Origin of the sequence: Marivivens marinus (assembly GCF_035969385.1) — a bacterium.
Classification (GTDB): Bacteria; Pseudomonadota; Alphaproteobacteria; order Rhodobacterales; family Rhodobacteraceae; genus SELP01.
Genome location: NZ_JAYKKJ010000002.1, coordinates 258,051 through 281,576, shown reverse-complemented (window position 1 = coordinate 281,576; position 23,526 = coordinate 258,051). Strand labels below are relative to the sequence as shown.

18 protein-coding genes and 1 tRNA gene are annotated in these 23,526 nt (G+C 57.7%); 10 read left to right on the top strand and 9 right to left on the bottom strand.

Going from position 1 to position 23,526, the window contains the following annotated elements; translation table 11 throughout:
* The first annotated feature begins 166 nt into the window (after positions 1–166).
* Entirely contained in the window at positions 167–1,240 is a 1,074-nt protein-coding gene (locus U3648_RS04020) for a M48 family metalloprotease (RefSeq protein ID WP_420857951.1), read from the top strand.
* Positions 1,241–1,633: 393 nt separating this feature from the next.
* Here U3648_RS04020 and U3648_RS04015 read toward each other — a convergent pair whose 3' ends face one another.
* The 9 genes from U3648_RS04015 to U3648_RS03975 form a co-directional block, all read right to left on the bottom strand.
* The gene (locus U3648_RS04015; RefSeq protein ID WP_420857950.1) at positions 1,634–3,034 is read right to left on the bottom strand and encodes a hypothetical protein; all 1,401 of its coding nucleotides are present in this window, start codon (positions 3,032–3,034) and stop codon (positions 1,634–1,636) included.
* Positions 3,031–4,446 (bottom strand): DUF6538 domain-containing protein, encoded by a 1,416-nt coding sequence (locus tag U3648_RS04010; protein ID WP_420857949.1) that lies wholly within the window; start codon positions 4,444–4,446, stop codon positions 3,031–3,033. The genes U3648_RS04015 and U3648_RS04010 overlap by 4 nt, the downstream gene beginning before the upstream one ends.
* A 236-nt stretch (positions 4,447–4,682) precedes the next feature.
* Positions 4,683–5,534, bottom strand: coding sequence for a TerB family tellurite resistance protein (locus tag U3648_RS04005; RefSeq protein WP_420857948.1), 852 nt, complete (start codon positions 5,532–5,534; stop codon positions 4,683–4,685).
* Positions 5,531–5,989 carry a hypothetical protein gene (locus U3648_RS04000; RefSeq protein ID WP_420857947.1) on the bottom strand — a complete coding sequence of 153 codons (459 nt, stop codon included), beginning with the start codon at positions 5,987–5,989 and terminating at the stop codon, positions 5,531–5,533. The genes U3648_RS04005 and U3648_RS04000 overlap by 4 nt, the downstream gene beginning before the upstream one ends.
* A gap of 422 nt (positions 5,990–6,411) precedes the next feature.
* Positions 6,412–7,656, bottom strand: coding sequence for a tyrosine-type recombinase/integrase (locus U3648_RS03995; protein WP_420857946.1), 1,245 nt, complete (start codon positions 7,654–7,656; stop codon positions 6,412–6,414).
* 100 nt (positions 7,657–7,756) lie between these two features.
* On the bottom strand, positions 7,757–7,960 hold the full coding sequence (locus tag U3648_RS03990) for a hypothetical protein (RefSeq protein ID WP_420857945.1): 204 nt from the start codon (positions 7,958–7,960) through the stop codon (positions 7,757–7,759).
* Positions 7,961–8,373: 413 nt separating this feature from the next.
* Complete coding sequence (locus U3648_RS03985; protein ID WP_420857944.1) at positions 8,374–9,327, bottom strand: beta/alpha barrel domain-containing protein; 954 nt, start codon at positions 9,325–9,327, stop codon at positions 8,374–8,376.
* A gap of 83 nt (positions 9,328–9,410) precedes the next feature.
* The gene (locus U3648_RS03980; RefSeq protein WP_420857943.1) at positions 9,411–10,706 is read right to left on the bottom strand and encodes a tyrosine-type recombinase/integrase; all 1,296 of its coding nucleotides are present in this window, start codon (positions 10,704–10,706) and stop codon (positions 9,411–9,413) included.
* Positions 10,707–10,880: 174 nt separating this feature from the next.
* Positions 10,881–10,967 (bottom strand) — tRNA-Leu (locus U3648_RS03975).
* A gap of 146 nt (positions 10,968–11,113) precedes the next feature.
* Here U3648_RS03975 and U3648_RS03970 point away from each other — a divergent pair.
* From U3648_RS03970 to queG, 9 genes are all read left to right on the top strand, one after another.
* A complete protein-coding gene (locus U3648_RS03970) occupies positions 11,114–12,097 on the top strand; it encodes a complex I NDUFA9 subunit family protein (protein WP_420857942.1) in 984 nt (327 codons plus the stop codon).
* A gap of 24 nt (positions 12,098–12,121) precedes the next feature.
* Entirely contained in the window at positions 12,122–12,925 is an 804-nt protein-coding gene (locus U3648_RS03965) for an undecaprenyl-diphosphate phosphatase (protein WP_420857941.1), read from the top strand.
* Positions 12,926–13,079: 154 nt separating this feature from the next.
* Positions 13,080–14,513 carry an NAD(P)-dependent oxidoreductase gene (locus tag U3648_RS03960; RefSeq protein WP_420857940.1) on the top strand — a complete coding sequence of 478 codons (1,434 nt, stop codon included), beginning with the start codon at positions 13,080–13,082 and terminating at the stop codon, positions 14,511–14,513.
* 20 nt (positions 14,514–14,533) lie between these two features.
* Complete coding sequence (locus U3648_RS03955) at positions 14,534–15,277, top strand: hypothetical protein (RefSeq protein WP_420857939.1); 744 nt, start codon at positions 14,534–14,536, stop codon at positions 15,275–15,277.
* Positions 15,264–19,802: a glutamate synthase large subunit gene (gene gltB / locus U3648_RS03950; protein WP_420857938.1), complete on the top strand. Its 4,539-nt coding sequence runs from the start codon at positions 15,264–15,266 to the stop codon at positions 19,800–19,802. The genes U3648_RS03955 and gltB overlap by 14 nt, the downstream gene beginning before the upstream one ends.
* 157 nt (positions 19,803–19,959) lie before the next feature.
* Positions 19,960–20,880 carry a Hint domain-containing protein gene (locus tag U3648_RS03945; protein WP_420857937.1) on the top strand — a complete coding sequence of 307 codons (921 nt, stop codon included), beginning with the start codon at positions 19,960–19,962 and terminating at the stop codon, positions 20,878–20,880.
* Positions 20,881–20,921: 41 nt separating this feature from the next.
* Positions 20,922–21,680 carry a monofunctional biosynthetic peptidoglycan transglycosylase gene (gene mtgA, locus U3648_RS03940; protein ID WP_420857936.1) on the top strand — a complete coding sequence of 253 codons (759 nt, stop codon included), beginning with the start codon at positions 20,922–20,924 and terminating at the stop codon, positions 21,678–21,680.
* 58 nt (positions 21,681–21,738) lie between these two features.
* Complete coding sequence (gene fzlA / locus U3648_RS03935) at positions 21,739–22,404, top strand: FtsZ-binding protein FzlA (RefSeq protein ID WP_129682742.1); 666 nt, start codon at positions 21,739–21,741, stop codon at positions 22,402–22,404.
* A 54-nt stretch (positions 22,405–22,458) separates the two neighbouring features.
* Positions 22,459–23,493: a tRNA epoxyqueuosine(34) reductase QueG gene (gene queG, locus U3648_RS03930; RefSeq protein WP_420857935.1), complete on the top strand. Its 1,035-nt coding sequence runs from the start codon at positions 22,459–22,461 to the stop codon at positions 23,491–23,493.
* The last annotated feature ends 33 nt before the right edge of the window (positions 23,494–23,526 follow it).

Sequence of the window (23,526 nt, the reverse complement as noted above, 5' to 3'; positions counted from 1 at the left end):
GCGAAGCTGTTAACGGTTGGAGTGAGCCCATTGTGTTCGATGCTGTGCAAAGTACGAGCGGATGCTTTTTGTGTTGTGACAAGAAAGATGACATAACAGACCAGAATTGTAACTATGCTACTGAGATTACGCCAAGGCTAGAGCCATTGAGATATTGGAATAAGACGTGACGGACCTAAGTAAATTGTCGCCCAAACAGTGGGCGCAAAAACAACGCGAAAATCTTGGAATGGACCTCGCATTTGAATGGGACGATCGGGCGATGTCAACCTTGCTTGCAAGCATGCCTCAGGGTCAAAGACACGAGGCGGAAAAGACGTGGCGCACCCGGATAGGCTCTCCTCTCTCTGACATCCACGAAGAACAAATGATGCAGTATCTTGCTAGCCTAGTGATACCAAGGAAGCTTGTTGATGATTTTAGTATTTTGGCGGAACAGTTCATCTTAATGCCAACAAACGAAATAAACGCGTACGCAGGCACAATCCCTCGTGGCGATAGAATTGTTGTGATACATGAAGCATTGACACACGTTGTTGCGATCTTTTCACATTGGCTGCTTTTTGCGCAAGAACAGGCAAGCAAGGGTAAAAGCGTCCCTCCTGAAATGAACAAGGAGATGGAGCGGTATTTTTTGGCCGTTTGGTTCTCGGATTCGCATTTCCAGAATAGACCTCAAGCTTTTCCAAGAACGGAAGAATTTTGGGAGCTGAGCGAATTCCTTTCGTATTCCGTCATGAGGTTCATACTAGCTCATGAAATTGGTCATATTTTTCATAACCACAAGGGATACACAGCCTCGCATGATCACAATCATAGAATGGAATATGATGCCGATGATTTTGCGTTTCGATGTTGTGTCTGGACGTCTGTGGTCGGTGGTGTAACGCTCGATGATAATTACTTCTCTTTATACTCACTATTAGGCCCATTTTTCGGGTTGGCGATAATTTCGCTTCTGGGAAATGAAGATTCTAGCACTCACCCATCTTGTCAAAGACGCATGGCTCACCTGCTCTCCAAATTTGATGATATTCTCGAAGAGGCTACGTTGGAAGTAGGTACAGGAAAATTCATTGAATGGCTTGGATCGGACTTTAAGAAGGTTATTGAGAATTTGACCGCTCAATCAATGGCGGTCTTCGCGCAGTTAAGACCGGGCATAAGCAGGGAGATTGCTAAACGGAGCTCCTCCAACGTTTGGTTGACAGATGGTCTTCTTGAGTGGCGGCAAAGTTAGTTAGGCGGGCTGATCGAAACGACAAAACTCGATGTTGTCGGCGGGGGCTAGAGAGGGGGTCCTTACCGGTTTCAGTTGCACCGAAGCGGACCTTGGAGCAGCCGCAGCAAATTTACCTTTTGTCCCGCAGTCCAGTCCTCCATGGTCCTTCAGATTCAGCGATGGCAGCGAACGGCGGCTTTGGAGGGCCGCGCCGCACCGACGAATGTGTTATCGGAATGGCAGGTTTGGGCCGTCCTGTCATTTATCGAACTTATCGTATACAGTAATGCTCTCGACCGCCTCTCTAGATCACTTAGGATACTAGAGTTAACTTGATGGAGTTGGTGGGTAGAGATGGTAGCTATTGCCTAACCATGGCTTTCCCTTGGATTAGTCCAGAGTAGGCCAAAGCTACTTCTCGGTGACCGTAGGCTTGATGCCAACTCTCTCAAAGAACTCTGCTTTCAAGACCGTCAATACCTCGGACCTCTCCTTCTCTCGAACGATCAGACAGTCATGAACTGGCAGGGAGGGGATCTGGTGTTCCCTCAATAGCCTCAGCATAGCCCTGAGGAGTATTTCGCACTCCACATACTGCAAACGATACACGTCCAATCCGGTTGCTTCTAGGCGAGCAAGGAGAGGGTGTTTCCGGAGCAACTGTTCTACACAATGCTTCAGCTTGAAATCAGAGCTGATCTTTCGCCCTCGTTCTTCCAGGTAGTCTTTGGCTATTGCGCTGGGCCAGCGGAGGGGGAGTGAGCCTTTGCCGATCATAGCTGTCACAAGACCTTTCACGACCTCTCTTGGCATTCCTTCGATCTCGTAAAGGTCGCCAGATGGCAGGTCTTCTTTGGCCAATCCATAGGCTATCGTGAGTTGACTGGAACGGATGTCGAGCTCAACTGTTCTCTCTCCGTTGATCGTGATCTTGCTTCGATCATCTGAGGGGAACTGCTGAAAGTTATCCTTGCCGTTCGCATATAGTCGTCCACCTTGGTCCCAAGCGAAGTCTTCCTGATCCCCGTTGTTGAAAATCCGTCTAAAACTTGGCTGCGCCTCGAGGTTGAAGCTGTATCCTCTCAGAAACGCGTTGATTTCCATCACCTCAGAGGCAAGTCGTCGAACCACTGGGCAGGACTGATCTACCTTCAACTTCCGGCCTTGTGATCTTAGCCCTCCAGAGGACTTCTTCTTGGCGCGAAGGACGATGGGGAACATCGCCTCTGTGACTTCGATATAATGGTCGGCGACGGTCTCCGACGTGATCCCATTCTCGGAGGCCAAGAGGAGTAAACCGGACTTGGCACGGTATCGTGTTGCCCAGCCTCTGGCATTGATCATTTCTCCGTCGAAATCCGTTTTGCCTTGGAAACCGTTGACGACCTCAATCAGTTCCTCCGCCTGCCAGAACTTGACTACTGCATTGAACTGCCGAGTCTGCACCAAACTATCCTTGAAGCTGTCTATGCGCTTGCTGTGGAAACAGAAGCCTTCTGATGGCCCGTAGGTGCTCCATCGAACAAGATCAGCTGCAAAGGCGCTGATAGTCGCTTTGAGGTTGGTAATTGCATCCTTTGATCTTGCCCGCTGTCTTGGTTGCAGATGCTTCTCAATCTCCAATGTTTTCTCGAGTAGCGCTCCTTCGAGAGCCTGAGCACCCTCCGAATTAGGACGCCAATTGAGGGTAGCCATTGGTGCTTGTCTCAAGATCGTCCCGAGGTCTGTCGACTGATGCCCATGAAGATTGGCTGCTTCTGCAACGGAAATGCCGTCCAGTTCTCCGGGATTAGTTTGTGACTTCTCGTTCATTGACCACTCTCGAGGACGATCATGTTCATATACTTGCTCAGGACTTCAAGCTGATAGCCCATGCCATATCCTTCTCCGACGCCCTTCGTCTTCCAGCCGCCGATCGCGTCTGAAATCTCTTTCGGAGTCTCGACCGCCCTCAAGCGATCTCTCAGGCTGTGTCTGAAGGAATGAGGGACCTTCCTGTCCTTGTCTGCAAGCGGGAACGTCTTGATCCATTTGACGAGTGTGTTGGAGGCGTGTGTTGCCTTGTTGGTCGGAGGAGTGCTCGACAAATCGATGTAGCGTGGGAACAGGAAGTCCCCGCGGGCATACTTGACCGCTCGTGCAGCTCCCCAAAGGCTTTCTCCGACGAGGGGGACATCTCGTACTGAACTACTTGTCTTCAGTGACCGTGCCTGATTGGGCCGAATCTTGATGTGTGGGACTGGCCCATCCAGAACTACATCGATCATCTGCAAACCAATGATTTCGGCAAGGCGAGCCCCAGTGTCAGAGAGTATGGCAACGATCCATCTCAAATCGTCATCTTTCTCACGACAACCTTCTTGGAGCATCCGAATCTCGTCGACTGTGAACGGCAGACGTGCCTTGTAGCCATCGGGTCGTTCGGGGATCAGCAAAGATTCAAAGATACCTCTGTCGGGTCTCTCACTCTCCCTCGCGGCATCTTTGAAGACTGGGCGGATGGAGTTGAGTCTCCGTCTTATGGTCTCGGATGAGTTCCCTCTCTCGTGTAGCTTGGCGACAAAGTCGTTTGCGTCTTGGCGGGAATATTGATCAATTGGTCTGTCTCCAAACCCCTCGATGAACGTGTTGACCACACGAGCGCGGTCCTTCCCCGCCTTCGAGGAGAGTTCTTCTTGGCGACGGAGTTGGAAATCAACCAACGCCTCAGAGAGGAAGGGAACACGCTTAGAACCATAGAGCATATCCCCTGCTGCCCTGTGGACGGGAGGAAGATAGTCGCGCCAATGCGAGTCATCACGCTCGGCCTCAGACGAATCTGAAGGTGCGCCATGTGTGATTGCAACCTCGTGCAAGTGATCGACGAAGAGCGATATGGCGAACTCAATATCGCTTCTTTGACCGTCACCTGGCTTGAGGTGGTAAGCACGCAGCAACTCTTCTGCAGCCCTCAGTTGGTCCGGGCTATGTTTTGCTGTGCCTTCACGATGGGACAGCCAAAGTGCATCTTGTCGAGTGGCGTGTTGGTTTGCGAGCCTTGCCGCCTTCTTCAGATCCCTTGTCTTGAGCGAAAACACCAACATCCCGTTCGGTTTGTCTGGGTAAAGCTTGAGAACATCGTCAGGGATGCGGCGGCGAAAGTAGTAGGTGCCACCAGGTTGTTTCTGGAAGACGTATTTAGCCACGAGCCTCAAAGCTCCTAGCTCCATCACGACAACGGACATACGTGTTACCCCTTGTGTTACCTCTACAGCAACGGAGCAACATGTAAGTCATTGATCTTATACAGAATGCTTACTGTTTTTTGGTGCCCAGGAGAGGCAATCTATCAACCTGAATAACCATTGAATAATAGTTACTTACGTCATGCCAATTGATCAGGACTGGTCCCAAAAGTGGTCCCGATTTTGGGATGGTCAATGCGTTTTCGTAAGTAGACCAATGGTTAGCTTGGCGTTACCTAACGAGAGTTCCGCCTAGACAGTTTTTGCAATACCCATCTGAGCGTCTTGGTTGGAGCTGAGACCACCCGACCTACAGGCAAAAGCGCTGATCGATGCTCTTTGAGCAGTAGTTCCATCTTGTCTATCGCCAGTTGTTCCCGTTCGTCGAGCTTACCATCAGCTTCTGCCACTTGTACAACGAGGGACAGTAGCTCCTTGTGGATTGCGTCGGAGTTGCAGTCAGGGTTTGAGTGGATGAAGGATGCAAATTCCTCGATCATGTCAGCTATTCGGCTCTGCTCTGAATTCTCTAAGAGAACTGTAAGCGCCTTTTCTGTATATAGCGGGTCATAGCCCCACTCGGTCACGAAGTATTCTTGAATGACCTGGATCTCGCTCGGGTCAACATTGCCGTCGATCGCCGTAACCTTGAATGCCAATGCTCCGAGCAAGTCCATCAATGATGCACCCAGCAAATCAATTGGTGTATTGATGAACTTTGGGATGGCTTCTACGCGGTCTTGCCCAAATTTGCGGAATAGTCGCGTGACCCCATAGTAAGCAGCTCCAGAGCCGACAGCCGCTGTGATTACCCACCCAACAGGAGTTATCGCTGTGGCTCCCCACCCTAAGAAGCCAGTTGTTTTGAAGAACGTTGAGGCGACAGTAGACGAAGCTGCAAAAGTCCCACCAGTAGCTGCTACGCCACCAACATCCCAAAGCTGCTGAAGGCTCTTTCCAAGCCTGATTGACTTGTAGGCATCGCCGCCAATCGAGAGCTTGCGCTTAAACCGCAGACTGTCTGCTATGACGTGTTCAACCTTACCGAAGCTGGACCTCAGTTCTTGATCTGTGTGGAGTTTGCTCATGCACTCAAGTCTTTAAGGGGCATCAGCTGCGCTATCAAATTCTCAAGACGGGCCCCAAGTTCGCCGCTTCTCATGTCTGCTAGCGCCCCTTGAGCAATACCAAAGATGAGCAATATGGACTTGAGGAGACCCGCAAGAAGCGCTCCAACAACCGGAATTCCAGCAACAAGCGCTGTAATAACAAGTGCCAATGCAACACCAAACAATGTGTTCGGAATCGTTCTAGCTAGTTCCAGCGCAAAGCTGACTATTTTCCGCCCAATCTGGACAATCTGCCCGGCCACTACGATTGTTTGGCTTGCCACTTCTAGAGCAATAGACTTTGCATCAGCGGAAAGGTCTGTGCGTTCCAGCATCGCCTCAATCTTTCGTAAGGGAAGCGAGTCGTTGACCGCCACCAGGACGCTCTCTAAGTCGTTTTTTGTCTGGAAGACTGGTGGGTTAGTCATATTCATTCAGCAACAATCCTTTCAGTTGTATCTGAACAGCGTCAAGCATCGGTGCCTCCCAGAGTGGGCTTTCCTGTCGCAGCAACTAACTGATTTTGAGGCTTTTGCGTGTAAGTGCAACCCATAATTGCTCAGGGTTCGGCTTGGTGCTGTGTTAAGTGATGCCGAACTTGGTAACAAAAAATATCTAGCCTCATTCCCCCGCCCGACCACCACTGAGGACAGCCGGACAGGGGAGTCAATCGCGAACTAGCCGATCTTCCTGTTGACCACATAGTCAGCAAGCCACCGCCAGTATTCCCCAGCGGAGGGGAAGCCCTGCTCCTGAGCAGCTAGGCTCTCAGCCTGCAGCCGTGTCAGCCCACCGTCATACTCAGCTATTGCAGCGCGCTCCTCGAACGTCTCAATGTCAGGGATACGAACGGAGGTCATAGCTTCACCCCCTGCGGCAACCTGATCTGATCAATGATTTCCCGTTTCTGGGTGTCACTGATCCCAGCCGAGTAGAGCCCATAGGTCAACCGGTTCTGAGACCGGGCTGACTGATGCCCCACCAGAGAGGCAGTGAAGTGCTCCGGCGCCCCTGTGCGCTCACACTGGGTGATGAACCACTTCCGTGTGGAATGGAACACGGTGCCCCTGAGCTGCGGGTGCTGACTACGCAGATAGGCATATCGCCTGACAACCCGATCCACGTTCAGGGAGGGAAAGAGCCTCCCCCCAGCACTCTGATTGCGATCCAACTGCTGCTCGAGAATTGGGTGCAGTGGCACCTCCCGCTCAGCAGCCCGGGACTTCAGCTGTCGCACCGTGTTGGGCTGGACCCTGACAAAGCGACCGAGGTTCCCCTTGGAGAGAATATCCTCCGCCAGAAGCCCACAGACCTCACCTGAGCGCAGACCTGTGAGCAGGCAAAAAAGAAGGGCGCTGTGAAGCACCCTGTCCTTCGAGTTGAGAAGTCGGACGACCTGATCGTCAGTCAGGACCTGATGGGGGCTGACCACCACCTGCTCCTTTACTTGCAGACCATCCCAAGGATTGCACTTCAGACGCCCTGACTGAACGCACCAGTCAAGGAAGTGGAGCATTTGTCGCCAGATCCGTCTCTGCGTCTGGGCGGTCAGCGTGATGCCTTCCGCCTTCTCTGCCAAGGTCGCTAACTCTGCCAGTGTCGCCCCTTCCGCATCGCTATACTTGCGGACATTGGGTGAGAGCCGCCCCACATAGCCCAGAACCTCCTTACCAATGGGGGCAGAGAGATCACGGAGCTGCCGTGTCCCAAGGTGTGAGGTGAGTAGGGACAACGCATATCGGACAGACTTGTAGCTTCCAGGACGCAAGCGCTGTGAGGCCTCAGAGAGATACGCAGATGCCGCATCAGCCGCCTTCTGATCACCCAACAATCTTGCCCGATGGAAGTTGGGCAGTGTGACTGCAATCTCGATCGGCACTTGACCAGAATCGCCAGAAGCAATCTTGTGGCTGGCCTCCGTCACGATGGCCGTGAAAGTCGCGTTGAGGTCTGCGACTCTCTGGGCAGCGACTCTCGCCTCGTTGGTGTGGAGGGACCGCTTGAGCGACGATCCCAGAAGTGGCTGAAGCTTTACTGGATAGGCTCGACGATAGAACCATGTGTTGTGCCGCTTGTAGGCATACTTGATGTGTGTAGACATAACGTCTCCAATAGGGGCAAAGGCCCCATTTTCTGTAAGGAAGGGTGGTTTTGTGTGGAAAATCAGCGCGATGCAGGGACTAAGTTATTCCCTGATGCGCCTATTCATCCGAAGGTGAATGGACCCGAAGGATCAATTCGTATTCAGGCTCGCCATATTCCCCGGCAAGCGGTCCGGAAATTGCATACCCTCCGACACAGTCTTCGTAGGCAACTGCAACCCGGAATAGGTGTTCCGGAATATCGTCCAGCGCCCGAATGATGACTAGGTCGCCCGGTGCAATGCGTGTGTGCCGATCAGTCATCTCTGCCTCGCAAGTAGAAGGTCAGGCAGGAACAACCCAAGCGTCAGCCCAGTTGGTAATGGAAAACGGAACGGCTGTAGGAAGTCGGGCATCGCTGATACCAAGACCAGAACACCGGCCAAGAATTGCGGTGCCGAGAGCACAACCCCAAATCTTCGGTATAGGATATGGTTTGCACCAAATCGGATTGCGCCGCCCGTAAAGACGAGCAGCGTGAAGTTGGCAAACATTGTCGATCTCCATGATAGTTTGTTACCATCATAGATGCGCTCAGTTTCGCAGTTTATCGCTGGATAGCTTTTCAGTCGGGAAGCGAAGTCTTGCCCAGCGCGAACCTCGAATAATCCAGTAATGTATTGTTATTATGTGAATTTACGTGGAGATATGGGCAGGACCTCACGACCCAAGCCTTGTTACTGCAATTGCGCCCAGAGACCTTCCTTTCCATACAAACTGCTCTTTCCCATCGACACCGTTGGCTGGCTCGACGGCACTTCATCACTGACGCTCACAGGCAATTGGTCGCCATCTCTTGGAAACCCAAGATCCTGCTTGCCGAAGCGTTCAGAGGCTGGAGGATCTGTGAACATCAACGGATCTTCATCTAGATCGTCAATTACGCAGTCGTCTTCGGCAATAGATAGGCCAAGACTCGGCGCTCGAAACGCTCTTGGCGAAGCTACGGATGTAGGGCGGTTGCGGTGAGACGTTTGCCGTTCTGTTGGGTAATAACTTCTCGGGCGAGTGCGATAGTCCGATTGGTCAAATTCGGCATCGTCCCAGTCATGCTCGATGCAGGACATGTATTGATTGAAGACGCTCGGATGTCCGGATCTTGGACCTGTTCCTTGCAGCAACTCGCAAATGTGGTCCTTGGGGACACGCCACTTATGGACCACGGTCGACATGACAACCCACACACTTTCTTCTCTGATGGATGCGACGACATGCGCATTGTCGGCTGTGTCGTTCGCATCTCCCTTTCCGTGGACGCGGAAGACCCGAGCGTCGGGAAATGAGGCAAGCAAGTTATCGACAATCTCGAAGTGGCGTTGGGCCAAGTCTTGCGACCTAGCTTTCTGACGGAGGTAGCCTTCGCGATCTCGCTTCGGTGCCGAGGCAAAATAGTCTGTCTTCCGTGTCCCGGTGTGTTGAAGGCTGATCTTGACACGCCCAGAGGTGAATATCTGCAAGTGGTAGCCAACAAAGGAGGGCAACTTGGCTAGGGTAAAGTCTTCGTGGATAAAAATCTTCATTATGATCTTTCTCTGTATAATGTATTGATAAGTAACAACTAATAATAAGTAAGAAGTAATAAATAAGGGTTTGGGGGACAAACCTTCTTGCATGTTGATTGCATCATACATTGGTTCGCCACAGCGAAAGCACTGTATGCGTCTACCACTAGGCGGCGGTAATTTTCTGTCTTGGACGGTGAGGCCCGAGCTGGCTAGAAATCCCAGACCTTTTTCATGTGCTCGCGCATCGTTTTGTGGGCGTAGCCGACCCCGTAGTTCGCAGCGACAGTATTCGAACTATGACCCAGAATCGCCTGTGATACTGCCTCTGGGCATCCGGTATTGCGAAGTTTGTCCTTCATCCGGTGACGGAGGGAGTGCATTGTGATTTTCTTGTCCGATATCACGCTTCTTAGTCGCTTCATGAGCATCGCAGAGGCCTTATCGCTACCCCTAGGAGCGGCGTATTGCGGGAAGAAAGGTTCCCCATCGGAACGGGCGGATGCTAGCTTCTTGAGGCACTCCGTGGCTCTGGGTGACAGCGGGATGCTACGGGTTGAGTTTTTTGTCTTGAGGCCTCTTCGGCCATTCGGGCGTATATGGAGCAGTCCCTGATCGAGGTCTGCGTCCCTTGTTTCCAGACCTGTGATTTCTGCCAATCGGGCACCGGTATCGGTCAACAGGATGAAGATCGTTTTGGCGATCTCGCTCGTCTCGAAGGCAGGCATGATCTCAGCAAGTTGCTCTTCAGACATGGGCAGGCGGTCATTCTTGCTACTACCCGCACCTTTGATCTTCACCGCTTGGAACACGTTCCGGATATCGAGGTCATGCTCGAGCAACACATGGTTTATCGCGGCCTTGATCACCCCAAGGTTTCTCTGCACCGAGTTGGGCGACATTCGCGCCAAGAGTAGATCACGGAAGGCATTGGCATCGGCACGGGTAACTTCAGCAAGGGGTGTCCACTCATAGCGGTGCTTCCCCATACTGGTCTTGAGGTCTTTGCGGAGGCGCTCCAGACGTGTCCTAAGGCCAACGTCCCCTTCTACATCCTTATAGGCCGCATACTCGTCGAGGACGCGATCGAGGTTCATGGGTGGAGCTTTGTATCTTGTCGCTCTTATCTGCTCAGCGACGCCTTTCGGCACGTAATATTCGATGTCTTCAGCAAGTTCTTGGAAGTCATCGTAGTCAGGCCACTCTGGATCTGCTCCGTCGCCCATGAACATCGACTCAGCGACGTCACCTAGACGCTCGCGTATGAGTGCTCTAGCGCGGTCGGCATCTGTGGTTCGTCGTTCGCGATTGAAGAGTGCTTCTATTTCCGAATGGACTTTTGGCAGGGCGGACATCGCTTCGTCGTAGGTCTGTCCCAATTGCCGATAGACAGTGGTCCTCTGAATCACGGGACGTAGGTCTTTGGGAACGTTCCTCTTATACCGGAATGAGCCGTTGGGCCTGCGGAACACATAGCGAGGTAACTTGAGGGGCATCTTCTGATCCATGCTGAGTAATCTCAGGTGGAGGATCGCCCGGCGCAACCATAAACGGCCCGCCAGAGCTGACTATTTGCGTACGGAAACTGACGAAAGTGGTCCCGAAAGCGGTCCCGAAAATGGTCCCACAATTCCCGTATCGCCAATTCTTCTTGGCTTTTCTTCAACATATGAGGGGGATTGTGGTGCCCAGGAGAGGACTCGAACCTCCACGACCGTTAAGTCACTGGTACCTGAAACCAGCGCGTCTACCAATTCCGCCACCTGGGCAGGTGTCGTGACGGGGCGTTTAAGGCCGCCGCGCGACAGTGTCAACGCGATTCCTGCGGCGATTTGCATTCTCCTGCAATTCGCCTTGTCTGGCAGGGGACCGGGGGGTAAACCGGGGCAAGTTTTCAGGAAGTCAGAGGCGCCTCATGTCGAAACTCGTGACCATTTTCGGCGGATCCGGATTCGTCGGCCGCTACATCGCCCGCCGCATGGCCAAGGAAGGTTGGCGAGTTCGCGTGGCTGTTCGCGATCCGAACCTTGCGTTGCACGTAAAGCCCTATGGCGTTGTCGGACAGGTGGAGCCGATCTTCTGCAATATCCGCGATGATGCCAGTGTTGCGAACGCCCTGCGCGGCGCGGATGCGGCGGTGAACTGCGTCGGCACCTTCGACAAGTCGGGCAAGAACAACTTTGACGCCGTGCAGGCCGAAGGGGCGACCCGGATTGCGCGGCTGGCCGCGGATACGGGCGTTGAACGGCTTGTCCATATCTCGGCCATCGGGGCGGATGCGGAATCGACCAGCGACTACCTGCGCACGAAGGCGGAAGGTGAAGCCGGTATCGTGGCCCATTTCCCCGCTGCGGTCATCCTGCGCCCGTCGGTGATTTTCGGGTCCGAGGATGGGTTCTTTAACCGCTTCGCCGGGATGGCCCGCTTCAGCCCGGTCCTGCCGGTCGTTGGCGCCGAAACAATGTTCCAGCCGGTGCATGTGGACGACGTGGCGCAGGCCGCTGTCGCCGGGGTGCTGGGCACCGCCGCGCCGGGTGTTTATGAGCTTGGCGGGCCGGACGTGCATAGCTTCCGCGAATTGATGGAACAAATGTTGGTGGTGATCCGTCGCCGCCGCCTGATTATCAACCTGCCAAACCCGATTGCCCGCGTCGTCGCGACGCTGGGCGGCGCGGCAGAGTTCCTGTCACTCGGCATCGTCAAGCAGCCGATCAGCGCAGATCAGATCGAAGCGCTGAAGGTGCCGAACGTCGTGTCCGAGGGCGCGCGCGGCTTTGCCGACCTTGGCATCGAGCCTGTCGCGATGGAAGCGATCTTGCCGGACTACCTGTGGCGCTTCCGCCCGTCAGGCCAATATGACGCGATCAAGGAATCCGCAAAGAACCTGCGCAAGGCCTGATCCTGACCCAGCGGAGGGCGGCGGATGGCCGATACGACCCTTGTTGCCGCCTTTCTTGGACTTCTTGAGGGGCTGACCGAGTTCATTCCGGTCTCGTCCACGGGTCATATCCTGCTGGCCGGGCATTTCCTTGGCTTCGAAAGTGCGGGCAAGACGTTCGAGGTGGTGATCCAGCTTGGCGCGGTCCTTGCGATCCTGTCGGTCTACGCGGCAAAGCTTATCGGGGTGCTGCGGGCCGCCCCCTCTGACCCGGAGGCGCGCAGGTTCATCGTCTCCATCCTCGTTGCCTTTGCCCCCGCCGTGGTGGTGGGTGTTCTGGCGCATGACTTCATCAAGACGGTTTTGTTCGAAACGCCGGTCCTGATTGCCGTGATGCTGATCCTTGGTGGGTTTTTCCTGTTGTTCATCGACAGGCTTGCCCCGGACCCGCGCCACGAAGATGCGATGCGTTTGCCGCTTGGAATGTCGTTCAAGATCGGGGTGATTCAGTGCCTTGCCATGATCCCCGGTGTCAGCCGGTCGGGCGCGACCATCGTCGGGGCGCTGGCGCTAGGTGCGTCCAAGCGGGCAGCGGCGGAATTTTCCTTCTTCCTGTCCATGCCGACGATGGCCGGGGCCTTTGCCTATGACCTGTGGAAGAACCGGGATGTGCTGGACACGAGCGCCCTTGGCGAGATTGCTGTGGGCTTTGTCATTGCCTTCATCACCGCCGTTCTGGTGGTGCGCTGGCTGCTTGGCTACGTGTCGCGGCATGGCTACGCCCTGTTTGGGTGGTGGCGAATCATTGTCGGCTCTGCCGCGCTGGCCGCGCTTTCATTGGGGTTTTGATCTAATAGGGAAATTATGCTGACCTAATTTGGCGTGATTTTTCGCACTCCGCTGCGGGTTTTCTTCACTTTCGCACATTTAGGTCAGCATAATTGACTTTTCATTTTTTCTGACCCGGCGTAATTGGGGGCTCCGAAAGTCTGCGGAGGGACCTATGGCTGTTCAGAAGATGCTCAAATTCGTCGATGTCTCGCGGGAGATGCCGCGCAAGCGGTCAGCCGATGTGCGCCGCACCGACTTTAACGAGATCTATGCGGAATTCGCGGCCGAGAAGGCAGCCGAACAGGCCAGCCGGTGCAGCCAATGCGGCGTTCCCTATTGCCAGTCCCATTGCCCGCTGCACAACAACATTCCGGATTGGCTGCGCCTGACCGCAGAGGGCCGCCTGAAGGAGGCCTACGAGATCAGCCAAGCCACCAACACCTTCCCGGAAATCTGTGGCCGCATCTGCCCACAGGACCGCCTGTGCGAAGGCAACTGCGTGATCGAACAATCGGGCCACGGCACCGTGACCATCGGCTCGGTCGAGAAATACATCACCGACACGGCCTGGGAAGAAGGCTGGGTCCAGCCGATCCGCCCCGCGGTCGAGCGGAGCGAAAGCGTCGGCATCATCGGTGCCGGGCCCGGTGGGCTTGCCGCCGCGGACGTGCTGCGCCGCGCCGGGGTGCAGGTCACCGTCTATGACCGCTATGACCGCGCCGGTGGCCTGCTGACCTATGGCATTCCGGGGTTCAAGCTGGAAAAGGACGTGGTGATGAACCGCATCGACCAACTCGCCAAGGGCGGGGTCGAATTTGTCCTGAACTGCAACGTCGGCGAAGACCTGTCGTTCGACGCGATCCGGGGCAAGCATGATGCCGTGTTGATCGCCACCGGGGTCTACAAGACCCGCGATCTGGCCGCGCCGGGGGGTGATGCCGACGGGATCGTCCGGGCCATCGACTATCTGACCGCGTCGAACCGCAAAAGCTTTGGCGACGATGTGCCGGAATACGACAGCGGCGAGTTGAACGCCGCTGGCAAGAAGGTCGTCGTGATCGGCGGCGGGGATACCGCGATGGACTGTGTACGCACAGCCATCCGCCAAGGGGCTGAAAGCGTCAAATGTCTGTACCGCCGGGACCGGGCCAACATGCCGGGGTCCCAGCGCGAAGTGCAGAACGCCGAGGAGGAGGGCGTTGAATTTGTCTGGCTTTCGGCCCCGAAGGGTTTCGAAGGCGATGCCGTCACCGGCGTTCAGGTGCAGAAGATGCGCCTTGGCGCACCGGATGCCACGGGCCGCCAGATGCCCGAGTTGATCGAGGGCGCGGATTACGTGGAAGAGGCCGACCTTGTCATCAAGGCGCTTGGCTTTGAACCCGAGGACCTGCCGAAGCTGTGGAACACCGACGGGTTGGAAGTGACCCGCTGGGGCACCGTGAAGGCGGCGTTTGGCACCGGCCAGACCAGTCTTGATGGCGTGTTTGCCGTGGGTGACATCGTGCGCGGCGCCAGCCTTGTCGTCTGGGCGATCCGCGATGGCCGCGATTGTGCCGCCGCAATGCTCGACTATCTTGGCCAATCCGCAACCGTCGCCGCCGAATAGGCCGCCGCCAGGAGTTTACGATGCCCCTCCGCCCCGCGATTTCCGCCATAGCCGCGCTGCTGGTCCTGACCAGCGGCCTGCCCGTGGCCGCGCAGGAGCCGGGGCCGCAGTCCTTTCAGCTGCCCGAGGGTTGCGAGGGGTTCGTGACGGTGCAGAAGCGCGATTGCAGCGTCAGCAACCACTTCACCTGTGACTTCGACCCGCAGGGCCACCAGCGCCGCGCCGATTTCGACGAACGCGGCATGACCTATGTCGGACGGATCGACGAAGAGACCCGTTGGATCGAGAGCTTTCACGTTCTGGCCGGAGAGGGCGAGCGCCTGTTGCAGGGCGAGGTCGATCCGGCCTCTTTCTCTGCCCTGCTGGCCGATGGCGTCGATACCTATGATTTTCGCACCGAGACCGAGCGGTCGGGCATCTATCATTTCGTGGGTCAGGACCGGCTGACCGGCCGTCAGGTGACCATCGACGGTGTCACGCTGGACGAAACCGAATACCAGATCACCGCCTATAGCGCCGAAGGCGTCGAACTGTGGCGCAGCGCCGGGAACGAATTCATCCACCGCGACTGGCGGATGTTCCTTTCCGGCACGGGTACACTTGTGACCTCGGACGGGGCGTTCGAGACCGACGATACCCCTGTCGAGTTTATCTTTCCGGGCGAGCCCGGCTTTATGTCGATCAATCCCAAGCACGGTTGTGGCGCGATGTTGTCCAGCCTGCCCCGCTCTTTCATGAAGGAGACCGCCAATGACCACCTATGACGCCGCATGGGCCGCCGCCGAGGAAGCCAAGCGCAAGTGGATGGCCGAGAACAGCCTGTTCCGCGAGGATGATGAGCATGCCTCTTGCGGGGTTGGCCTTGTCGTGTCCATCGACGGGACCCCGTCGCGCAAGGTGGTGGAAAACGGGATCGACGCGCTAAAGGCGGTCTGGCACCGTGGCGCTGTCGATGCCGATGGCAAAACCGGCGATGGCGCGGGCATCCACGTGCAGATCCCGGTTCGCTTCTTCTATGATCAAGTTCGTCGCACCGGCCACGAACCCGACCCGACCAAGCTGATCGCGGTGGGTCAGGTGTTCCTGCCGCGCACGGATTTCGGGGCGCAGGAACGCTGCCGCACAATCGTGGAAACCGAAGTTCTGCGCATGGGCCACTACATTTATGGCTGGCGTCATGTTCCGGTGAACACAGAGGTGCTCGGCGAAAAGGCCAACGCGACCCGCCCCGAGATCGAACAGATCCTGATCCGCAACGACAAGGGGATCAACGAGGAAGAGTTCGAGCGCGAGCTGTACATCATCCGTCGCCGGATCGAGAAGGCGGCCATCGCCGCGCAGGTCGGCAGCCTGTATTTCGCGTCCCTGTCCTGCCGGTCGATCATCTACAAGGGCATGATGCTGGCCGAGCAGGTTGCGGATTTTTATCCCGACCTGATGGACGAGCGGTTTGAAAGCGCCTTTGCGATCTATCACCAGCGCTATTCGACTAACACCTTCCCGCAGTGGTCGCTGGCCCAGCCGTTCCGCATGCTGGCCCACAACGGCGAGATCAACACGCTTAAGGGCAACGTCAACTGGATGAAAAGCCACGAGATCCGCATGGCCTCGGGCGCGTTCGGTGACATGGCCGATGATATCAAGCCGATCGTCCCGGCGGGCGTGTCGGACTCTGCCGCGCTGGATTCGGTGTTCGAGGTGCTGGTTCGTGCGGGGCGCAACGCGCCGATGGCAAAGACCATGCTGGTTCCCGAAAGCTGGTCCAAGCAGGCCGTGGAAATGCCCAAGGCCTGGAGCGATATGTACGCCTACTGCAACTCTGTCATGGAGCCGTGGGACGGCCCTGCCGCGCTGGCAATGACTGATGGCCGCTGGGTCTGTGGCGGGCTGGACCGCAACGGGCTGCGTCCTTTGCGCTATGTCGTGACCGGGGACAACCTGCTGATCGCCGGGTCCGAGGCAGGCATGGTCGCTGTCGACGAAAAGACCGTTGTCGAGAAGGGCGCGCTTGGCCCGGGCCAGATGATCGCCGTCGACATGGCCGAAGGCCGCCTGTTCCACGACACCGAGATGAAGGACAAGCTGGCCGCCAGCCAGCCCTTCGGCGACTGGATCGAGAAGGTCGTCGACCTGAACGAGGTCATGCGCGACGTGCCGGAAACCGCCCTGTTTGTGGGCGATGACCTGCGTCGTCGTCAGGCCGCAGCCGGATACAGCATCGAAGAACTGGAACATATCCTGTCGCCGATGGCCGAGGACGGGAAGGAAACGCTCGCTTCGATGGGCGACGACACGCCCAGCGCCGTCTTGTCCAAGCAATACCGCCCGCTGTCGCATTTCTTCCGCCAGAACTTCAGCCAGGTGACCAACCCGCCCATTGACTCGCTTCGTGAAAGCCGGGTGATGAGCCTCAAGACCCGGTTCGGCAACCTGAAGAACGTGCTGGACGAAGATAGTTCCCAGACTGAAATCCTAGTTCTGGAAAGCCCGTTCATCGCCAATGCCGAATTCACCCAGATGGTAAAGCAGTTCGGCGACAGCGTGGTCTTCATCGACTGCACCTTCCCGGCGGGCGAGGATCAGGACGCGCTGCAGCGCGGTCTGGAACGGGTCCGGTCCGAGGCGGAAGATGCCGTACGGTCTGGCGCCGGGCACCTTGTCCTGACCGATGAACATCAGTCGGCTGACAAGATCGCGATGCCGATGATCCTTGCCACCAGCGCCGTTCACAGCGGGCTGACCAAGAAGGGCCTTCGTACTTTCTGTTCGGTCAACGTGCGGTCGGCCGAATGCATCGACCCACATTACTTTGCGGTGCTGATCGGCTGTGGCGCGACCACGGTGAACGCCTATCTGGCGCAGGATTCGGTTGCAGACCGGATCGAACGCGGGCTGATCGAAGGCAACCTGACCGACGCGATGCGCCGCTACCGCGATGCGATCGACGCGGGCCTTCTGAAGATCATGTCGAAGATGGGCATCTCGGTCCTGTCCTCCTATCGCGGCGGTTTGAACTTTGAAGCGGTGGGCCTGTCCCGCGCGCTGTGTGCCGAATATTTCCCTGGAATGCACAGCCGGATTTCCGGCATCGGCCTGCACGGCATTCAGCGCAAGCTGGAAGAGGTGCATGCCCGTGGCTGGGCGCAGGGCGGCACCGTCCTGCCCATCGGCGGCTTCTACAAGGCCCGCCGGTCCGGCGAAAAGCACGCCTGGGAAGCGCAGACCATGCACCTGTTGCAGTCGGCCTGCGACCGCGCGTCCTATGAACTGTGGAAGCAGTATTCGGGCGCGATGCAAGCAAACCCGCCGATCCACTTGCGCGACCTTCTGGCGATCAAGCCGCTGGGCAAGCCGGTTCCGATTGAAGAGGTGGAAAGCATCACCTCGATCCGCAAACGGTTCGTGACGCCGGGCATGTCGCTGGGCGCCCTGTCGCCCGAGGCGCACAAGACCCTGAACGTTGCGATGAACCGGATCGGCGCGAAATCCGACAGTGGCGAAGGTGGCGAAGACCCGGCGCACTTCGTGCCGGAACCGAACGGCGACAACCCGTCGGCCAAGATCAAGCAGGTGGCCTCGGGCCGCTTCGGTGTCACCGCCGAATACCTGAACCAGTGCGAAGAACTGGAGATCAAGGTCGCGCAGGGTGCCAAGCCCGGCGAAGGCGGCCAGCTGCCCGGCATGAAGGTGACCAAGCTGATCGCCCGGCTGCGGCATTCGACGCCCGGCGTGACGCTGATCTCGCCGCCGCCGCACCACGACATCTATTCGATCGAAGACCTTGCGCAGCTGATCTATGACCTCAAGCAGATCAACCCGCGCTGCAAGGTGACGGTGAAACTGGTGGCCTCCAGCGGCGTCGGCACGATTGCCGCCGGTGTGGCCAAGGCCAAGGCCGACATCATCCTGATCTCGGGCCATAACGGTGGCACCGGGGCCTCGCCCGCGACCTCGATCAAGTACGCGGGTCTGCCGTGGGAAATGGGCCTGACCGAGGCGCATCAGGTTCTGGCGATGAACAACCTGCGTGACCGGATCACCCTGCGGACCGATGGCGGCCTGCGGACCGGGCGTGACATTGTCATGGCCGCGATGATGGGGGCCGAGGAATACGGGATCGGCACCGCCGCCCTGATCGCCATGGGCTGTATCATGGTGCGTCAGTGCCAGTCGAACACCTGCCCCGTCGGCGTTTGCACGCAGGATGAACGCCTGCGGGCCAAGTTCACCGGCAACGCGGACAAGGTCGTTAATCTGATCACCTTCTACGCCACCGAGGTGCGCGAGATCCTTGCGGAAATCGGCGCGCGGTCGCTGGATGACGTGATCGGCCGGGCCGACCTTCTGACCCAGGTCAGCCGTGGGTCGGACCATCTGGACGATCTGGACCTGAACCCGCTTCTGATCACTGTCGATGGCGCCCGCGACATCGTCTATGACCGGTCCAAGCCGCGCAATGTTGTGCCCGATACGCTGGATGCGCAGATCGTGCAGGACGCCGCCCGCTTCCTTGAAGAGGGTGAAAAGATGCAGCTGGAATACGCGGTGCAGAACACGCTGCGGACCATCGGCACCCGCACGTCGAGCCATATCGTCAAGAACTTCGGGATGCGCAACGCGCTGCAGCCCGATCACCTGACGGTCAAGCTCAAGGGGTCTGCCGGCCAGTCACTGGGCGCCTTTGGCGCGCCGGGCCTGAAGATCGAAGTGTCAGGCGACGCCAACGACTATGTCGGCAAGGGCCTGTCGGGCGCGACCATCGTGGTGCGTCCGCCGATGGCCAGCCCGCTGGTTGCTGCCGAGAATACGATCGTCGGCAACACGGTTCTCTATGGGGCCACCGATGGCTATCTGTTCGCCGCCGGTCGCGCGGGTGAACGGTTTGCCGTGCGGAACTCTGGCGCGAAGGTCGTGGTCGAGGGCTGCGGATCGAACGGGTGCGAATACATGACCGGCGGTGTCGCGGTGATCCTCGGGGCGATCGGGGCCAACTTTGGCGCCGGGATGACCGGCGGCATGGCCTACCTCTATGATCCGAACGGCACCTCTGCGCCGCTGATCAACATGGAAAGCCTTGTCACCTGCCCCGTCACGGTCGCCCATTGGGAAGCCGAGCTGAAAGGGCTGATCGAACGGCACCTTGCCGAGACCGGAAGCCGCAAGGCCGCGGATATCCTGCAGCATTGGGACATGGAAAAAGGCAATTTCCTTCAGGTCTGCCCGAAGGAAATGTTGGTCCACCTGCCGCAGCCGCTCTCGATCGAAGATGCGGCAATCCCTGCGGAGTAACTGTTTCCAATCCACGGCCAACCTGCCGTATTGTTGACAGATACGCCACAAAAAGACCCCGGGGCCGACACGGTTCCCGGGGTTTGTTTCAAAATTTAACCCAAATCGACGTGCATTTTTCGAACTGTTTCCAAGTGAGCAGTTCGGGACTTTAACAATGCCGACGACCTATACAGACCAGTTCTTCTTTATTGATCCCTATTCGCCTCCGCCGTCTGGGACGGTTCTCAATTTCACCGTGATGACCCTGACCGATCAGGACGATGACGGAGATGTCGGGACTGCTGGCAATGACACGATCAATGGAGTTGACATCACCGGCACCTATAATGGTGACACGGTAACGGTCGAGCTTCCCAGTGGGGCCGTCGTAACCATTAGCGGCGTTACTTTTTATCTGGCGAACGGACAGCGTGTCTTTACGCCAAAGGATGGCACAATCCTGGAAAACGGGTCCGTCCTTCTGAGCACCACCTGGGTTAGCCCCAACACCCAGATGCCAGTCAGTGACCTTGGCCCGGCCTGTTTCACACCCGGAACCCTGATCGACACCCCGCACGGCCCGAAACCGATCGAAACCCTGAACGAAGGTGACCTTGTCCTCACCCGCGATACCGGGCCACAGCCGATCCTGTGGATCAGCCGCCGTCACGCCGACGGAAACGGAGATCATGCCCCGATCCGCATCGGCAAGGGTGTCATCGGGAACGACCGCGATCTGATCGTCAGCCCCCAACACCGGGTATTGATCGACGGCTGGCGGGCAGAACTTTTCTATGGCCAGGACGAGGTTCTTGTCGCGGCGAAGCATCTGGTCGGTGTCCACGATCAGGTGCATGTCGACCGGCGGCGAGCGGTGGAATACATCCACCTGCTTCTGGACGGTCATCACCTGATCTGGTCCGAGGGCGCGCTGACCGAAAGCTTTGATCCCGGCGGGGACTTTGCCCTGTATGATCCAACCGTCCAGGCCGAGGTCGAGACCCGCTATCCCGGCCTGATTCAGGACAAGGGGCGCCGGGGACAGACCGCGCGCCCGGTCATTCGGGGATATGAGGCGCTCGCCCTTGTCGCCTAGAGCCGCTTTTCAGGGCGCCGCCCGACCTTTATAGCTGTCCCATGGCAAGACAGAGCAGCAAGACGCCGGGCAGCAAGAAACGGCGAACCCGAAAGACAGAGGCCCCGCCCCACCGGACCCTGCGGCAGCGACTACGCCGCTGGGTCGTGCGGGCGGTTCTTCTGGCCGTGGCGTTTGTTGCGGTCATGGTGGTGCTGTTCGCAATCCTCAACCCGCCGACGACCCCCTATATATTCGCCGAATCCCGGCGTCTGGGTGGGGTCGAACAAGACTGGCGCGATCTGGAAGATATTGCGCCGGTCATGGCCCGCTCTGTCGTTGCGGCGGAGGACGCGAATTTCTGCCTGCATTGGGGGCTGGACCTGAACGCCATTCGCGCCGCCATGGAAAGTGGGGGCAACAGGGGCGCCTCCACTATTTCACAGCAAGTGGTGAAGAACGTCTATCTTTGGCATGGCCGCAGCTGGGTTCGAAAATCGCTCGAAGCGATGCTGACGCCGGTGGTCGAGGCGGTCTGGAGCAAGGAGCGGATCATCGAGGTCTATCTGAACGTCGCAGAGTTCGACGAGGGCGTTTTTGGCGTACAGGCGGCGGCGCAGCATTACTTCGGCGTCGATGCCGACGCGCTGTCACCGACGCAAGCCGCCCGGCTTGCCGCGATCCTTCCCGATCCCAAAGGCCGGTCCGCCTCGAACCCCAGCAGTTTCGTCCGCAGCCGCACGGCCTCGATCATGGACGGGGCCGAGACGATACGGGTGGATGGCCGCGCAGATTGCTTTGATCGACAAGGCAGGGATTGATCCGCCTGCACCCTTGCGGCATTGAGTGTCGCACAGCCGCGCATTGGACCAGACAATAATGAACCGCCTTTACCATTACCCGCTTTCTCCCTTTTCCCGCAAAGTGCGCCTGACTCTTGCCGAGAAGAAGGTCGAGGTCGAGCTGGTTGAGGAGCGGTATTGGGACCAGTCGCCGGAATTCATGCGTCGTAACCCGGCGGGCAAGGTGCCGGTTCTGCGGCACGGCAACCAAACGATGTCGGAAAGTCAGGCGATCTGCGAGTTCTTCGAAGAGACGGTCCCGACCCCGCCGCTGATGCCCCGCGATGCCGAAGGCCGCTATGAGGTGCGCCGGTTGTGCGCCTGGTTCGATGACAAGTTCAACGCCGAGGTGACATCCAAGCTGGTCGGCGAACGGGTGTTCCGCAAGGTGATGGGCACTGGTTATCCTGACAGTGCCAATGTCAAATCCGGGGCCAAGGCGATCAAGTTCCACCTGGACTATATGCACTGGCTGCTGGAAAAGCGCCGCTGGCTGGCCGGGGACAGTATGACACTGGCGGATTTCGCAGCCGCCGCGCATCTGAGCTGCCTCGACTATATCTCGGACGTGGACTGGAACCGGTCCGAGGTGGTCAAGGATTGGTATGCCAAGATCAAATCGCGCCCCGCGTTCCGCGGAATTCTCGCCGACCAGATCCCCGGCTTTCCCCAGCCCGCGCATTACGCCGACCTTGATTTCTAGGCGCGACCGGGTCGCACCTTGCAACAGGATGCCGGTCTGCTGTCTTCTGGCGCCATGAAAGCACGTCTTCAGGACTACGCCCGAGAGGCCGGGTTTGCCGCAATGGGAATTTGCCGGCCCGATTCCGTTCCGCAGATCGCCGGGCGCTTGCAGGACTTTGTCGACAAGGGCCGGCATGGGCAGATGGGCTGGATGGCCGAACGGATGCACTGGCGCGGCAATCCTTCCGCGCTGTGGCCCGAGGCGCGATCGGTGATCATGTTGGCCGAACCCTACACCCCCGACCATGACCCGCTGGAGATCCTTGACCGGCCCGACCGGGCGGCGATTTCCGTTTATGCCCAGAACCGGGACTACCACGATATCGTCAAAAAGCGGCTGAAACGGGTCGGGCGCTGGCTGCTGGAGCAGGCACCGGGGCATGAGATCAAGGTTTTCGTCGATACCGCCCCGGTAATGGAAAAGCCGCTGGCCGAGGCGGCGGGACTTGGCTGGCAAGGCAAGCATACCAACCTTGTGTCGCGCGATCTGGGCAGTTGGTTCTTTTTGGGCGCGATCTTCACCACGCTGGAGATCGAGCCGGATGCCCCTGAAAGGGATCACTGCGGCAGTTGCACCGCCTGTCTGGACATCTGCCCGACCCGCGCCTTTCCAGCCCCCCGGCAGATCGACGCGCGGCGCTGCATTTCCTACCTCACCATCGAACATCACGGCCCCGTGGCAGAGGAGCTGCGGCCCTTGATGGGCAACCGCATCTACGGCTGCGATGATTGCCTTGCGATTTGTCCGTGGAACAAGTTCGCGGCGGCGGCGAGTGAGATGCGCTATGCCGGGCGCGAGGACCTGTTGGAGCCCAAGCTGGCGGAGCTTGCCGCGTTAGATGATGCCGGGTTTCGAGAGAAATTCTCGGGCAGTCCAATGAAACGGATCGGGCGCAACCGCTTTGTCCGAAATGTCCTTTACGCGATTGGAAATTCCGGCGATCCGGCCTTGTCAGAGACTGTTTTTCCACTTCTGTCAGACACGGATGCGACGGTGGTTGACGCGGCCGAATGGGCGCTTGCCCGCCTGTCCGACCTTCAGGATTAGGAAAATCGCGCGAGGCCGTGCTAGGATACAGGT

Excerpts from the sequence above, each read along its gene's own strand:
- U3648_RS04015 (WP_420857950.1), bottom strand. The coding sequence starts at position 3,034 with ATGAACGAGAAGTCACAAACTAATCCCGGAGAACTGGACGGCATTTCC.
- U3648_RS04010 (WP_420857949.1), bottom strand. The coding sequence starts at position 4,446 with ATGTCCGTTGTCGTGATGGAGCTAGGAGCTTTGAGGCTCGTGGCTAAA.
- U3648_RS04005 (WP_420857948.1), bottom strand. The coding sequence starts at position 5,534 with ATGAGCAAACTCCACACAGATCAAGAACTGAGGTCCAGCTTCGGTAAG.
- U3648_RS04000 (WP_420857947.1), bottom strand. The coding sequence starts at position 5,989 with ATGAATATGACTAACCCACCAGTCTTCCAGACAAAAAACGACTTAGAG.
- U3648_RS03995 (WP_420857946.1), bottom strand. The coding sequence starts at position 7,656 with ATGTCTACACACATCAAGTATGCCTACAAGCGGCACAACACATGGTTC.
- U3648_RS03990 (WP_420857945.1), bottom strand. The coding sequence starts at position 7,960 with ATGACTGATCGGCACACACGCATTGCACCGGGCGACCTAGTCATCATT.
- U3648_RS03985 (WP_420857944.1), bottom strand. The coding sequence starts at position 9,327 with ATGTATGATGCAATCAACATGCAAGAAGGTTTGTCCCCCAAACCCTTA.
- U3648_RS03980 (WP_420857943.1), bottom strand. The coding sequence starts at position 10,706 with ATGGATCAGAAGATGCCCCTCAAGTTACCTCGCTATGTGTTCCGCAGG.
- U3648_RS03970 (WP_420857942.1), top strand. The coding sequence starts at position 11,114 with ATGTCGAAACTCGTGACCATTTTCGGCGGATCCGGATTCGTCGGCCGC.
- U3648_RS03965 (WP_420857941.1), top strand. The coding sequence starts at position 12,122 with ATGGCCGATACGACCCTTGTTGCCGCCTTTCTTGGACTTCTTGAGGGG.
- U3648_RS03960 (WP_420857940.1), top strand. The coding sequence starts at position 13,080 with ATGGCTGTTCAGAAGATGCTCAAATTCGTCGATGTCTCGCGGGAGATG.
- U3648_RS03955 (WP_420857939.1), top strand. The coding sequence starts at position 14,534 with ATGCCCCTCCGCCCCGCGATTTCCGCCATAGCCGCGCTGCTGGTCCTG.
- gltB (WP_420857938.1), top strand. The coding sequence starts at position 15,264 with ATGACCACCTATGACGCCGCATGGGCCGCCGCCGAGGAAGCCAAGCGC.
- U3648_RS03945 (WP_420857937.1), top strand. The coding sequence starts at position 19,960 with ATGCCGACGACCTATACAGACCAGTTCTTCTTTATTGATCCCTATTCG.
- mtgA (WP_420857936.1), top strand. The coding sequence starts at position 20,922 with ATGGCAAGACAGAGCAGCAAGACGCCGGGCAGCAAGAAACGGCGAACC.
- fzlA (WP_129682742.1), top strand. The coding sequence starts at position 21,739 with ATGAACCGCCTTTACCATTACCCGCTTTCTCCCTTTTCCCGCAAAGTG.
- queG (WP_420857935.1), top strand. The coding sequence starts at position 22,459 with ATGAAAGCACGTCTTCAGGACTACGCCCGAGAGGCCGGGTTTGCCGCA.